The organism is Bacillus sp. FSL W8-0920 (assembly GCF_038593215.1).
In the GTDB taxonomy this organism is placed as follows: domain Bacteria; phylum Bacillota; class Bacilli; order Bacillales; family Bacillaceae; genus Bacillus; species Bacillus pumilus.
The window spans coordinates 2,765,401-2,778,248 of record NZ_CP151974.1 but is presented as its reverse complement, the minus strand read 5'-3'; the positions used below and the strand labels follow the sequence as shown (position 1 = coordinate 2,778,248).

Annotated in this window: 19 protein-coding genes; 11 read left to right on the top strand and 8 right to left on the bottom strand. The window is 40.9% G+C overall.

Features of this window, described 5'->3' with window-relative positions:
• Positions 1-9 precede the first annotated feature (9 nt).
• The 3 genes from menB to menC all read left to right on the top strand — a co-directional run bounded on the left by menB (position 10) and on the right by menC (position 3,471).
• Positions 10-828, top strand: a complete 819-nt coding sequence (gene menB, locus NSS78_RS14065) for a 1,4-dihydroxy-2-naphthoyl-CoA synthase (RefSeq protein WP_003217719.1) — start codon at positions 10-12, stop codon at positions 826-828.
• 71 nt (positions 829-899) lie between these two features.
• Positions 900-2,360, top strand: coding sequence for an o-succinylbenzoate--CoA ligase (locus NSS78_RS14060; RefSeq protein ID WP_327840742.1), 1,461 nt, complete (start codon positions 900-902; stop codon positions 2,358-2,360).
• Entirely contained in the window at positions 2,347-3,471 is a 1,125-nt protein-coding gene (gene menC / locus NSS78_RS14055; RefSeq protein WP_050943486.1) for an o-succinylbenzoate synthase, read from the top strand. Before NSS78_RS14060 ends, menC begins: the two co-directional genes overlap by 14 nt.
• A gap of 106 nt (positions 3,472-3,577) precedes the next feature.
• Here the strand turns inward: menC and NSS78_RS14050 are convergent, their stop codons facing one another.
• The 4 genes from NSS78_RS14050 to NSS78_RS14035 form a co-directional block, all read right to left on the bottom strand.
• On the bottom strand, positions 3,578-3,769 hold the full coding sequence (locus NSS78_RS14050; RefSeq protein WP_050943488.1) for a hypothetical protein: 192 nt from the start codon (positions 3,767-3,769) through the stop codon (positions 3,578-3,580).
• A 25-nt stretch (positions 3,770-3,794) separates the two neighbouring features.
• Positions 3,795-3,953, bottom strand: coding sequence for a DUF1540 domain-containing protein (locus tag NSS78_RS14045; RefSeq protein ID WP_008360682.1), 159 nt, complete (start codon positions 3,951-3,953; stop codon positions 3,795-3,797).
• 68 nt (positions 3,954-4,021) lie between these two features.
• Entirely contained in the window at positions 4,022-5,068 is a 1,047-nt protein-coding gene (locus NSS78_RS14040) for a cytochrome d ubiquinol oxidase subunit II (protein WP_170966031.1), read from the bottom strand.
• A 21-nt stretch (positions 5,069-5,089) separates the two neighbouring features.
• Positions 5,090-6,421, bottom strand: a complete 1,332-nt coding sequence (locus tag NSS78_RS14035) for a cytochrome ubiquinol oxidase subunit I (RefSeq protein ID WP_003217550.1) — start codon at positions 6,419-6,421, stop codon at positions 5,090-5,092.
• Between the two features lie 176 nt (positions 6,422-6,597).
• Between NSS78_RS14035 and NSS78_RS14030 the strand changes: the two genes are divergently transcribed.
• A complete protein-coding gene (locus tag NSS78_RS14030) occupies positions 6,598-6,840 on the top strand; it encodes a type B 50S ribosomal protein L31 (protein WP_003217579.1) in 243 nt (80 codons plus the stop codon).
• A gap of 77 nt (positions 6,841-6,917) precedes the next feature.
• Here the strand turns inward: NSS78_RS14030 and NSS78_RS14025 are convergent, their stop codons facing one another.
• On the bottom strand, positions 6,918-7,907 hold the full coding sequence (locus NSS78_RS14025; protein WP_212046437.1) for a zinc ABC transporter substrate-binding protein: 990 nt from the start codon (positions 7,905-7,907) through the stop codon (positions 6,918-6,920).
• A 214-nt stretch (positions 7,908-8,121) separates the two neighbouring features.
• On the opposite strand from NSS78_RS14025, the gene NSS78_RS14020 reads away from it, so the two are divergent.
• On the top strand, positions 8,122-8,688 hold the full coding sequence (locus NSS78_RS14020; RefSeq protein ID WP_212046436.1) for a carbonic anhydrase: 567 nt from the start codon (positions 8,122-8,124) through the stop codon (positions 8,686-8,688).
• A 1-nt stretch (position 8,689) separates the two neighbouring features.
• On the opposite strand, the gene yidD is transcribed toward NSS78_RS14020, so the two are convergent.
• Positions 8,690-8,914: a membrane protein insertion efficiency factor YidD gene (gene yidD, locus NSS78_RS14015; protein WP_003217666.1), complete on the bottom strand. Its 225-nt coding sequence runs from the start codon at positions 8,912-8,914 to the stop codon at positions 8,690-8,692.
• A 126-nt stretch (positions 8,915-9,040) separates the two neighbouring features.
• Here yidD and NSS78_RS14010 point away from each other — a divergent pair, with 126 nt between their 5' ends.
• Positions 9,041-9,514: an S-ribosylhomocysteine lyase gene (locus tag NSS78_RS14010; protein ID WP_003217624.1), complete on the top strand. Its 474-nt coding sequence runs from the start codon at positions 9,041-9,043 to the stop codon at positions 9,512-9,514.
• Between the two features lie 114 nt (positions 9,515-9,628).
• A complete protein-coding gene (locus NSS78_RS14005; protein ID WP_003217735.1) occupies positions 9,629-10,063 on the top strand; it encodes a FixH family protein in 435 nt (144 codons plus the stop codon).
• An 8-nt stretch (positions 10,064-10,071) separates the two neighbouring features.
• Here NSS78_RS14005 and ytzI read toward each other — a convergent pair whose 3' ends face one another.
• Positions 10,072-10,218 carry a YtzI protein gene (gene ytzI / locus NSS78_RS14000; protein ID WP_003217544.1) on the bottom strand — a complete coding sequence of 49 codons (147 nt, stop codon included), beginning with the start codon at positions 10,216-10,218 and terminating at the stop codon, positions 10,072-10,074.
• A 131-nt stretch (positions 10,219-10,349) separates the two neighbouring features.
• On the opposite strand from ytzI, the gene NSS78_RS13995 reads away from it, so the two are divergent.
• The 4 genes from NSS78_RS13995 (at position 10,350) to NSS78_RS13980 (ending at position 12,017) form a co-directional block, all read left to right on the top strand.
• Entirely contained in the window at positions 10,350-10,787 is a 438-nt protein-coding gene (locus NSS78_RS13995) for a Dps family protein (protein ID WP_003217576.1), read from the top strand.
• A gap of 125 nt (positions 10,788-10,912) precedes the next feature.
• Complete coding sequence (locus tag NSS78_RS13990; protein ID WP_003217712.1) at positions 10,913-11,104, top strand: hypothetical protein; 192 nt, start codon at positions 10,913-10,915, stop codon at positions 11,102-11,104.
• 156 nt (positions 11,105-11,260) lie between these two features.
• Positions 11,261-11,665: a phage holin family protein gene (locus NSS78_RS13985; RefSeq protein WP_003217754.1), complete on the top strand. Its 405-nt coding sequence runs from the start codon at positions 11,261-11,263 to the stop codon at positions 11,663-11,665.
• A gap of 43 nt (positions 11,666-11,708) precedes the next feature.
• Positions 11,709-12,017, top strand: a complete 309-nt coding sequence (locus NSS78_RS13980; RefSeq protein WP_003217683.1) for a hypothetical protein — start codon at positions 11,709-11,711, stop codon at positions 12,015-12,017.
• Between the two features lie 29 nt (positions 12,018-12,046).
• Here NSS78_RS13980 and NSS78_RS13975 read toward each other — a convergent pair whose 3' ends face one another.
• Complete coding sequence (locus NSS78_RS13975; RefSeq protein ID WP_003217675.1) at positions 12,047-12,838, bottom strand: AIM24 family protein; 792 nt, start codon at positions 12,836-12,838, stop codon at positions 12,047-12,049.
• Between the last annotated feature and the right edge of the window lie 10 nt (positions 12,839-12,848).

Here is a 12,848-nt window from a genome sequence, read left to right as displayed (position 1 = left end):
GAACTATTGATGGCTATTGAATGGCAAACTGAGCGTCAATATGACGAAATTTTATATGAAACATGCAATGGGATTGCAAAGATCACGATTAATCGTCCACATGTACATAACGCGTTTACACCAAAGACTGTGAGTGAATTGATTGATGCATTTTCACGTGCTCGTGATAATTCGAATGTTGGTGTGATCGTACTTGCAGGTGCTGGCGGCAAAGCATTCTGTTCTGGTGGAGATCAAAAAGTACGCGGTCATGGCGGTTATGTAGGAGACGATCAAATTCCGCGTCTAAATGTACTCGACTTACAGCGTTTAATTCGTGTGATTCCAAAACCTGTTGTTGCGATGGTTGCTGGTTATGCAATCGGCGGCGGACACGTTCTTCATATTGTATGTGACCTGACAATTGCAGCAGATAATGCGATTTTTGGACAAACTGGTCCAAAAGTAGGCAGCTTTGATGCTGGTTATGGCTCAGGCTACCTTGCACGTATTGTTGGTCATAAGAAAGCGAGAGAAATCTGGTACTTATGCCGTCAATACAATGCACAAGAAGCGCTTGATATGGGACTTGTTAATACTGTTGTACCATTAGAGCAGCTTGAAGAGGAAACAGTGAAGTGGTGCGAGGAGATGCTAGAAAAGAGCCCGACTGCTTTACGATTCTTGAAGGCTGCATTTAATGCAGATACGGATGGATTAGCTGGAATTCAACAATTTGCAGGAGATGCGACACTTCTTTATTACACAACAGATGAAGCAAAAGAAGGACGCGATTCCTTTAAGGAAAAACGCAAGCCGGACTTCGGTCAGTTCCCGCGTTTCCCTTGATTCAATCATAGCGATGAAAAACAGCTTAGTGCATCAGACTAAGCTGTTTTCTTTTACAAAAAGGAGGTGTCATGATGAAGCAACCGAATTGGCTGCTGCACCGTGCTTATTTAACACCAGAAAGAGTCGCACTCATTTATCAGGATAAACAGTGGACATTTCGCGATTTAGCTGATGAAGTCAATGAGCTTTCAAATAGACTTGCACAAGCATCATTAAAAAAAGGGGAAACGGTCGGGCTTTTGATGAACAACCAGCCTCAAATGGTGATGCTTGTTCATGCTTGTTTTTTATTAGGATTCAAAATCGTGCTATTGAACAATAAGTTAACAAAAGCTGAAAGGCGCTATCAACTTGAAGATGCAAAAGCAGCCGCTTTATTTACTGAACCTGTATATGCAAGTGATCATAAGGGTGATCTACCCGTTTATACAATGGAGACTTTACTAGAAGCAGGTCACGACAATGGAAAGAAAATCGAAAGCGAATTTGATTTGAATGAAACAGCAACGATCATGTATACGTCTGGCACAACAGGACAACCAAAAGGGGTCGAGCAAACGTTTGGTAATCATTTTTATAGTGCTGTTTCCTCTGCACTCAATATGGGCCTCAGAGAGGATGACCGCTGGCTTATTGCACTGCCTCTTTTTCATATTAGCGGGTTATCCGCTTTATTTAAGTCTGTGATTTATGGGATGACTGTCGTACTTCATCAAAAGTTTGATGTCGATGAAGTAAAGGGTTCGATTGAACAGCATCGTGTGACGATGATATCTGTTGTTCAAACGATGTTATCCCGTTTATTAAGCAGGCTGGAAGAATGTCCGTCTTCTTTGCGCTGTCTGTTATTAGGCGGAGGACCTGCGCCTTTTGCGATGCTGCAAGAAAGCAAAGAGAAAGGCTTCCCTGTGTTTCAATCGTACGGCATGACAGAAACCTGTTCACAAATTGTGACCCTTGCGCCTGAATTTAGTGTAGAGAAGCTTGGATCAGCGGGAAAACCCCTTTTTGGATGTGAGCTGAAAATTCAAGATGGTACACGCATTTGTCGTCCTTTTGAGCATGGCGAAATTATGGTGAAAGGGGCAAATGTCATGAAAGGGTACCTTTACCGCGAAGAGGCGACCGCGGCTGCTTTTGATCAAGGCTGGCTGAAAACGGGTGATATCGGCTATGTGGATGAGGAAGGATTTTTATTTGTGCTTGACCGCCGTTCAGATTTAATTATTTCTGGCGGTGAGAATATTTATCCTGCTGAAATTGAAGCGATCCTGTTAACACATCCGCATGTAAAGGAAGCCGGAGTGACGGGTATGTATGATGATAGATGGGGAGAGGTACCAGCTGCCTTTCTTGTCACAGACCATAAAATACCAGAGAACGAGCTCTATGCTTTATGTGAGTCGCATCTAGCAAAATATAAATGGCCTGCCGCTTTTCACTTTGTGGACGAGCTGCCAAGAAATGCGTCAAATAAATTGCAGAGGCACAGACTCAAGTCAAAGGGGTTTTTAGATGATTCAAATTGAACGAGTGATTTTATATCATGTCACGATGAAGCTCAAGCAGCCATTTACCACAAGTCTTGGGACCATCTCAGAGCGTGAGTTTATTATTGTCGAGGTAAAAGATCAAACGGGATTGACTGGATGGGGAGAGGTGTCAGCCTTTTCTTCTCCGTGGTATACAGAAGAAACCATTGAGACTTGTTACCATATGCTGAGAGCTTTTTTTATACCAAATGTGCTGACACGCACCTTTACACACCCTTCAGAAATACCAGACAGCCTGTACCAATTTAAAGGTAATAGGATGGCGAAAGCGGGAATTGAAGCGGCTGTTTGGGATATTTATGCGAAGCGTGAGAATAAGTCGTTACGAGATGTATTAGGCGGCACCAAGGATAGAATACCTTCTGGTGTTGTGGCGGGGTTAGGACCCATTGATGACATGCTGAAGCAAATACAGCAATTTGTGGACCAAGGTTATCAGCGGGTGAAGGTGAAAATTAAGCCGGGGCAGGATATCGGACTCCTTAAAAAAATTAGAGAGTCTTTCCCTCACCTTCCACTAATGGCGGATGCAAACTCTGCTTATGAATTAAAGGATATTAGCAAGCTCAAACAGCTCGATGACATTCGTTTATTAATGATTGAACAGCCATTAGCTGCAGATGATATCGTCGATCATCGCCATTTGCAAAAGCATTTAAAAACACCGATATGTTTGGATGAAAGTATTTGTTCCTTAGATGATGCTAGAAAAGCTGTAGAGCTTGGCAGCTGTCAAATTATTAATGTGAAGCCTTCACGAGTTGGAGGGCTGACAGAAGCCCTCAAAATCCATACATTCAGTAAGGAGCATCAAATTCCGTTATGGTGCGGAGGAATGATTGAAACAGGCATTTCTCGCGCACAGAACGTGGCACTTGCTTCGCTTCCGCAATTTACAATTCCGGGTGATATTTCCGCTTCGTCAAAATATTGGGAGCAGGATATCATTTATCCTGAAATCAAGGTTGAAAATGGTTTTATTGAGGTGCCTCGTTCCCCAGGAATGGGCGTAGAAGTGGATTATCAAGCGCTTCGTTCCTTTTCAGATAAAATTGACGTCTTTACAAAACATGATTTTGTGATGTGAAAATGAGGTATTCACCTTTTGCACATCCAATAAAATCTATATATAGTGAGAGAAAGTTTTTCCTTCCTGTCTCAACTAAAAAGAAAGAGCGGTGACCCGCTCTTTCTTACTCTTCTACCAGTTCGCTGTCATAAGCAAGCTGTCCAATATAGTGATTCATTTCACTGGGCATGTCTGCTGCATGGCCATATTCATAATCCCAAAGGTTTAAAAAGGAGTGAGCAGCCTGATAAAATGCGGCTTCGTCCGCGTCGTGAATTTCATAAAAAAACGTTTGAAGCAGCCGATCGTGTTTCAATGCGAAGCGCCTCCTTAAATGAGACTTAAAGATCTTGTGGTTTAAACGTTTTACAATCCGTTTCTTCACTTTTTTCAGCCGTATTTCCTGTGTGGCTGACGACATAGATTGCATCTGCCCCACAGCGGTTTCCAGCATTCCAATAGGAACAGTTATTGACTTCACAAAGGATTTTTTGACTCATACAGATGACCTCCTTTTGAGTATGTCTTTCTTCTATAATGTAACCGAAATGAACCTCATCCATTCACGTTAATCTTCCTGGCGAATATAGCGCTTATCCTTCATAAACAATTTCCAGAAGAAATAGAACCCAGGGAATAAGATGATAAAACCTACAATATACGTGATAAATAATGCTCTAAATGTCACAGGGTCTGTAAATCCAGACATGATTGTAATATCCGGATAGGCCATATAAGGCAAATGGGCACGTCCGTACACATAGCTTGCTAAAAAATATTGAATGGTAATCGCAATGACAGCTAAACGAGGCCGGCCTTTTCTATGCTTAAACCGACTATTTGGTAAAAATAGAGCCAGCCCTGCTAGCAAAAACATCAGGAGTGATACAAGAAGAATAGGGATGTTCTGCATCATTTTTGTGAACAGCCAATTTGCCTCGCTTCTTAATGTCAGCATGATGAAAAAGGCCATCATGAGTGAAAGCGGACCCGTAATGAGCGCTCCTCTTCTATAAATGCTGTAAGCTTCATCTTCATCAGCCACATTCGAGAAATCAGCTAAAAGCAATGACGAAAGAAAAAGGGTGCTGAAAATGGCAAAGCCGACAAAAGAATAGACATTTGCACTTGTAAAGACCAGTCCAAGATCTAATGAGTAGTTGTTGTTCTCCTCAAAGATAAATCCACCATGAGTAATCGGAAGAACCATGATCAGGATCGATGGAATGATAAAGCCGCTAATCCCTGAAATGTAAGTCACTGCTTTTCTGTATTTTTTAGGAAGAGAATGAGAAAACACGAGAAACCCGCTTCGCAGTGCAAGAAGCAATAATATAATGCTGCCGGGTATTAATAAAACAGTACCAAGGACAAAGGTCGCACCTGGAAACATACTAAACAATGCGACAACAATTGCCACAATGAATACGTTAGTTACTTCCCATGTTGGAGAAAGGTACTTATTTGCGATATTAGCGGCCTTTGTTTGTTCTTTATTCATATAAATCATGGACCAAAATCCTGCGCCGAAATCCATTGATGCCATCACTGCATAGATAAAAACGAACCCCCATAAGATGGTGATTGCAATGAGTGCATCAGTTGTCACATCCATTTGCATCTTGATCGCTCCTTTTTAAGATTCTGTTAACCGTAGGTCTTCTTCAATCGAATGTTTTCTAAAGTAGTACGTCAGCACAATCACAGTTGCTATGCCTAAGATGAGATAGACAATGGCAAAAAGGATAAAGAGCGTACCGATCGAGCCTGATGATGTGACGACCTCTGAGGTTTTGAGCATTCGATAAATGACCCATGGCTGACGGCCTGTACATGCAAAGATCCAGCCGAACTCAATGGCCAAAAGACTAAGGGGCCCGCCGAATAAGTAAAGAAAAAGGAGCCACTTCGGATAATGCTCGCGTTTTAAAATTTTACGGTAAAGCAGTGCTAACACCGCAAACAAAATGAGAACTGAGCCAATAATGACCATGCCGTTAAATAACGTGTGAATAAATAAAGGCGGCCACTCGTCACGAGGGAAATCATTTAAGCCTTTGACCACCGTATCAAAGCTATTTCCTGCCAGAAAGCTAAGCGCCCAAGGGATTTCAATTGCTCCTTTAATTTCCTTTGAATCAGCATCAGTAAAACCACCTATTGCGAGCGGCGCATGTGATTGTGTTTCAAATAAACCTTCAGCACCAGCTAATTTTTCTGGCTGATATTCATACAGAAGCTGAGCAGACTCATGACCATTTATGGCCGTAAGAAATGAGAAGAGGCCGCCTACAATAAGTCCAAGAAAAAGGGCTTTTCGATGAAACGTATAGAGTTTCTCATTCTTTCTTGTTTTAAGCATTTTAAAAGCTGCCACTGATGCAATCACAAAAGCACCTGTTGTAAAAGCAGACAGCACGACATGTGTCGCAGTTACGACAAAGCTTGGATTGAAAAAGGCCTTCCAGGGCTCGATATTCGTAATTTCTCCATTGACCATTTGAAAGCCAGCAGGAGTACCTTCAAACGCATGTACGTTTGTGATCAGAATCGCTGAAGCGGCTGCACCAATCACGACAAAAATAACAGTAATGATGCGCATAGCAGGTGATAGGCGATCCGCTGCGTACACATAAATAGACATAAATAATGCTTCAATAAAGAACGCATAAATTTCAATCTGAAATGGCAGTGACATGACCTTTCCGATGACCTCCATAAAACCTGGCCATAGAAGAGCGAGCTGGGTACCAGCAATCGTGCCTGTTGGAATGGCGACACCTAACAAGACAGCCTGCGCTTTCGTCCACCGTTTCGCCATGACAGCATAGTGAGGGTCCTTCGTTTTTTGGAAGATGAGTTCAGCTAACAAAATCATTAGCGGGATGCCGACACCAAGCGAGGCATAAATAATGTGAAAGCCCATGGTTGTGCCGAACAGGCTTCTAGCTAAAACGAGATCAGTCAATTTTTTTCTCCGCCTTTCTTATCGCTTCTCTTTTTCATGATGTTATTATTCTCCACCATTTTTAGATTATTCTTCCTGACTAAGAAAGCTTGATTTTTGACAAGTTGTAAGAGAGGGAGTAGAATATAAATATAAAACGTAATAATTACGTTTTGATAACGAAAGGAGTTTTGACATTGAAAAGAGATATTCATCCAACCTCACATGAAGTTGTATTTATGGACGTAAACAGCGGTTACCGCTTTTTGAGTAAATCGACAAAGTCATCCAATGAGACAGTAGAATGGGAAGATGGGAAAACGTATCCTGTCATTAAAGTAGAAACAAGCTCTGATACGCATCCTTTTTATACAGGACGCCAAAAGTTCGGAGAAAAAGGCGGAAGAGCCGAGTTGTTTAAGAAAAAGTATCAAATGTAATATAAAAAGCACACCCTACAATGGTGTGCTTTTTTTACAGCAAAAAACCCCCGAATAATCATCCGGGATTTTAACAATTAATCATTTAAAGCGGTTTTTAAGGTCTTTAGATTTTGTTTCATTAAGCTGACGTAGCTTTCGCCATTTTTGGCATCATCTTCAGTAATAGATTCTAGATTTTTAAGTGTGAGGCTTTTTGCCCCAATTTCACTGCGGATCGTATCTGAGACTTTGCTGCTGACGTTGTTTTCAAAAATCACATATTGAATGTGATGCTTTTCAGCTTTTTGTACAATGCTTTCGAGCTGCTTTTGTGAAGGCTCTTCAGAAGCGGATAACCCTAATACACTGATTTGTTCAATGCCGTAGCGTTTTTCCCAATAACCGTAGGCTGCGTGGGAAACAAGGATTTCTTTATGTTTTGCTTTAGATAACGTTGTGTTGAACTCTTGATCTAGCGATTGCAAATCCTTTTTTAGTTTTTCATAGTTTTTTGTGTATTCGTCTTTATGATCTGGATCTAATGAAACGAGTGTATCTTTAATGTTTTTTGCCATTTGCTGTGCATAAACAGGGTCTAACCATGCATGAGGATCTTTATCTCCGTGATCGTGTCCATCATGGTCATGATCTTCCCCTTCATGATCGTGATCATGGTCTTCGCCTTCTTCATGTGAATGCTCTTCTTTTGTCGATAACAATTTGATGCCTTCGGCTGCTTTGACTGTTTTCACGCCTTGGTCTTTTAACGTAGAAGCGGTTTTGTCAGCGAATGCTTCAGCGCCTGTGCCGCTGTAGATGAAGGCGTCTCCTTCAGCCATTTCAACCATCGTTTTTGAACTTGGTTCAAAGCTGTGTGCATCTGCATTGGCAGGGTACACGCTTTGCGCATGAACATGAGAACCACCAATTTTTTCAGTGAAATCTTGAATCGGGAAAATTGTGGTGTAAACGGTTAGTTTTCCGTCTGCTTTCCCTTTTGAAGCATTTGTCCCCGCACTGCTTGAGCAAGCGGCAAGACCGATCGCAAATAAAGCAGCTGCTAACATATAAAAGATTTTTTTCATGTGAAAAATGTCTCCTCTCAATCTATTAGATAGAAATGATTACGATTTAATGTCCTGAGTTATTGTATCGTAATAATTACGATTTGAAAAGAGGAAAATAAAAAATTTTCAACAGCAGATGTTTCCTTTTAAAAAAATGCGCTGCAAAACGTGACGAAATTTCTCACATTGTGCTATATTTATTTTTAAAAAAAGATAAAGGAATGGACAACGTATGAAACTTTTAGAAGAAATCATCGAATATAATCAACAATTTATTGAAGAAAAGAAATACGAAGAATTTACAACAACGAAGTTTCCACAGAAAAAAGCTGTCATTCTGTCATGTATGGATACAAGACTTGTCGAGTTGCTTCCACGTGCAATGAACATGAGAAATGGAGATATCAAGATCGTTAAAAGTGCTGGTGCTCTTGTGTCTCATCCATTTGGAAGTATTATGCGAAGCATTTTAGTGGCTGTTTATGAATTAAATGCTGACGAGGTTTATGTCATTGGGCATCATGATTGCGGTATGAGCAAAATAGACAGCCAAACAATTTTAAACAAAGCCATTGAGCGTGGTATCCCAGAAAAACGTATTGAAGTACTGGAATACTCAGGAATCGATTTTAAACAGTGGCTCAAAAGCTTTAGTTCGGTTGAAGAGAGCGTGAAGGACAGTGTGTCCGTTGTGAAAAATCACCCGCTTCTCCCATCAAATGTGCCTGTGCACGGTCTTGTCATTGATCCAGGAACTGGCAAGCTTGACGTAGTCGTCAACGGATATGAAGAAAAATAATTTATTTTTCCTTTTTCGGCGGGACAGGATCGATGCCGCCAGGATGGAGCGGATGACATTTTAAAATCCGTTTGATGGTGAGCCAGCCGCCTTTTAAAGCGCCATGCGTTTTGATCGCTTCTAGCCCGTAGTTTGAGCATGTTGGGTAAAACCGGCAGCTAGGCGGTGTAAGAGGGGAAATACACTTTTGATAAAAGCGTATGATGCCGATAAAAATTTGTTTCATAGAAGTTCCTCCTTGTCTGTCTTCCACAGTATAAGAAAAAAGGACAAGGAAGGAAAGTTTTATAAACTAAACTGGTCGGAGAAATATGTTATAATATAGGAAATTGCAATTATAGGAGTGGTGATTATGCCTTCAGTTGAAAGCTTTGAACTTGATCATAATGCTGTAAAAGCGCCATACGTTCGTCATTGTGGCGTTCATAAAGTGGGATCAGATGGAGAAGTCAATAAATTTGATATTCGTTTTTGTCAGCCAAACAAACAAGCAATGAAACCTGATACGATTCATACATTAGAGCATTTACTTGCGTTTAACATTAGAACACACTCAGAGAAATACGACCATTTTGATATCATTGATATTTCTCCAATGGGCTGCCAGACAGGCTACTATTTAGTGGTCAGTGGTGCACCAACTCCAAAAGAAATCGTTGAACTTCTTGATGCAACATTCAAGGATGCAGTTGAGGTAACAGAGATTCCTGCTGCAAACGAAGAGCAATGCGGTCAAGCGAAGCTTCATGACCTTGAAGGTGCAAAACGTTTGATGCGTTTCTGGCTTTCTCAAGATCAAGAAGAGCTTCTCAAAGTATTTGGTTAATCGATCATAAACCGGACATGATGATGTCCGGTTTTTTTGTATTCGATCATGAGATGTCAAAATAGGGGATATTTGTTAAAATGGACATGTCAGTAAAAGAAGGGGGAACTCGGGATGCGAAAAATGTTGGGAATGATATTGATGCTCTTGTTACTAAGTGCATGTGGGAACTCTGCAGCAAATAGTGGCGAAGGGGAGGTACCTGAGCTATTAGAAGTGAAGCTTACAGGACCTGAACAAGTGGAGAAAAATGAAAGCGTTATAGTAAAAGCAGCTGTCACATATGGTGATACGCCTGTTGATGATGCAGACGAAGTTCAATTTGAAGTGTGGAAAGATGGCGATAAGGATAACAGCAAGATGATTCAGCCAAAGAAAGAGAACAAAGGTGTATATGAATTGCATACAGCCTTTAAAAAAGATGGCCTTTATATCATACAAGTCCATGTGACAGCTAAACAGCAGCATAATATGCCAAAGACAAATATCCATGTAGGTGATGTGAAAAAAGAGAGTTCATCTACTGAAGAAGAAACCTCACATCATTAAGTGTCATTTTATTTCGGGTTAGGACGTTGGTTTGGTTCAGCATCCTGTGGTGAATCGACTTTATGCTTATATTCATAAGCCTTCGATGTTGTCCATAGTGATAAAAAGACAACGATTGAGATAATGATAAAGCTGATAATCCCAAGTAGCAGCATCTAACTCCCTCCTTATTTCCATATTAACATATATTTCATGCAGTCAAAATAGAAGAAATTCATGGCAGGTTTCAGTATAATAGGAAAAGGGTATTCTCATACTAAACGCAATTACATAAGGAGGAATAAACATGTCTGAAAAATTATTAAACGTCGTTAATAAACAAGTAGCTGATTGGACTGTGCTTTACGTAAAATTACATAACTATCACTGGTACGTAAAGGGAAAAGACTTCTTTACACTCCATGAGAAATTTGAGGAACTTTATACAGAAACAGCGACGTACATTGATGATTTGGCTGAGCGTATGCTTGCGTTAAATGGACAGCCTGTTGCGACAATGAAAGAATGCTTAGAAATTTCTAGCATTCAAGAAGCTGAAGGTAATGAATCAGCGGAGCAAATGGTGAAAAATCTATATGATGATTTCTCCAATATCGCTGAGGAATTAAAGCAAGGAATGGAGCTGGCTGGAGAAGTTGGCGATGAAACAACAGGTGATATGCTGCTTGCGATTCATCAATCTATTGAGAAACACAACTGGATGCTTAAAGCATTTTTAGGATAATACGTATGTGAAAGGAATGTCGATCATGAAGAGATCGACATTCCTTTTTTGTTGGAATCGGGACAGACAGCCCATTGAAATCATAGGGCTTTCAGCCGAAGAGAAAAGAGAAGGGAGGGGAGAAGATGTCTTCTATTGCAGGAATGATGAGTCAGCAAGTCGCGAGCATTCAAAAAACACTTAATATTAGTTTGTTGAATTCACAGCTTGCTACGAATACAGCACAAGCCATGGTCATGCTGGATCAAGTTCAGCAGCAGCCTCAAGCTGTTCAACCAAAGGATTCAGACGCTCGCTTTATTGATGTGAGAGTCTAAAGATGGAAGCCGCCGCACAAGGCGGCTTTTTTTCTTGTCATCACTCTCTCTGATTTAAAAGGCGACGCCTTTATTTTTTGTCGTCCAAGCTATTGCGAGGAGCTGGCATATACTATTGAGGTAAGGAGTTCCACTCTGAAAGGATGTTGATGCCAAGTGAGCAAAGATTTAGGCATCTTTTCGTTGTTTACAGTCAGTTTGTCAGCGATGGGCTTTCTGTTTGGTGGAGCAGGATATTTACTGATGATATTAGTAACACTCATGGCCATTGAATTAATTTGTTCAAGCCTAAGAGAATCTTTGACAGGACAGCTCACAATGAAACGTTTTTCTACACGGCTTGTTCGAAAGATAGTGACGGTCTCCTTAATATCCATGGCGCATTTCTTCGATGTCATGCTGAAGACAAATGGGATGATTAAGGATTTAGCGATCATCTTCTATATTATTTATGAATCTTACCAAATCGTCTCGACAGCCAATGCCCTCGGAATTCCCATTCCACAGTTGTTTATTGATGTGTTGGACATGTTAAAAAATAAATTGCGCAAAAAGCCGTAATTTCTTCATATCTGGTCATACTAAAGGAAAAAGGATGAATCAGATGACGAGACACACATATTATGTATCCGTACAGGATGGGTCGATATCTCAGCATAGAGATGCGGCGGCTTGGCAATTTCAAATAGAAGCAGACGATGATCAAATTTTGCAGCTGAGAGACTATTTCGATGAACAGTATATGACAGATTGGAAAGGCTTCTTTCGAGCGCATGTTCCGTATCTTGAATATCATTATGACAGTCCGAATGATGAAATGGATCGAAAAAGAAAAGAGATATACTCAATGATTTTCGAGCTCGGGAATGAAGAGACAAAGAACTTTATTGAAACAAATGGATTAATGAATTGAAAAAGCATGTAGAGATTTTCTACATGCTTTTATTTTCGCGGTTGTAAGATGCCTCCGATCAGATCACTAAGCCCGCCTCTATTCTCTTGCTGAGATGTCTGTGAATTAGTGAATTCATGAGAGGAGTTCTGGCTCTGAGGCTTATAACGGTTATCATCTAAACCAACCCGTAAGCCGGATGTACGCTCAGATGGCTGGATAATGACAATTTGGTCTTGTTCTTGGAACTCAAATAAGTAGGATTCACCAGATGTTTGTCCGATGAGGGTCTTCCAGTTCACATCTAATTTGACCTTCGGTGCTTTACCTGTCCAAGCGACGATGGCGTCAGGGTCTACACGGCAAGGGGCTTTTAAAATGAGCGGGTTTCCATTTGTTTTAATGGCGACCTGCGCCCCGTGGCCTTGATAGGAGAGCTTTGATGTAAACAGTCCTTTCTGTGATAAAATCCCTACGCCTACTGGTGTCACGCCGTAATGACATTCCTCAGTAAAGGCAAGTAAATCCTCACTTTCTACACTTACATGCTGCCAAGGACCGCTCGGCTCAAGATTAATCACTGTCACGTGCTCGCTGGAATCAGCCAAATAACAAGTACCTTGTCCACTGACCTCCATCACTTCAAGGTTTTCACCTGTCAATTTCCTGCTGATATGGTTAAATACTTGACTGACCATATTTCCTTTGTTCGTACCGAGTAGTCGTTTGCGGTATTGAAACGTACCTTGATCGGCAATCATTGCGCCTTTTTTCGCAAAAAAGATTCCGCTGCCTTCTGCTTGTAAAGTGAGTTCTTCTATTGTGTTGAATTGAAATCCCATTGGTGCCGGC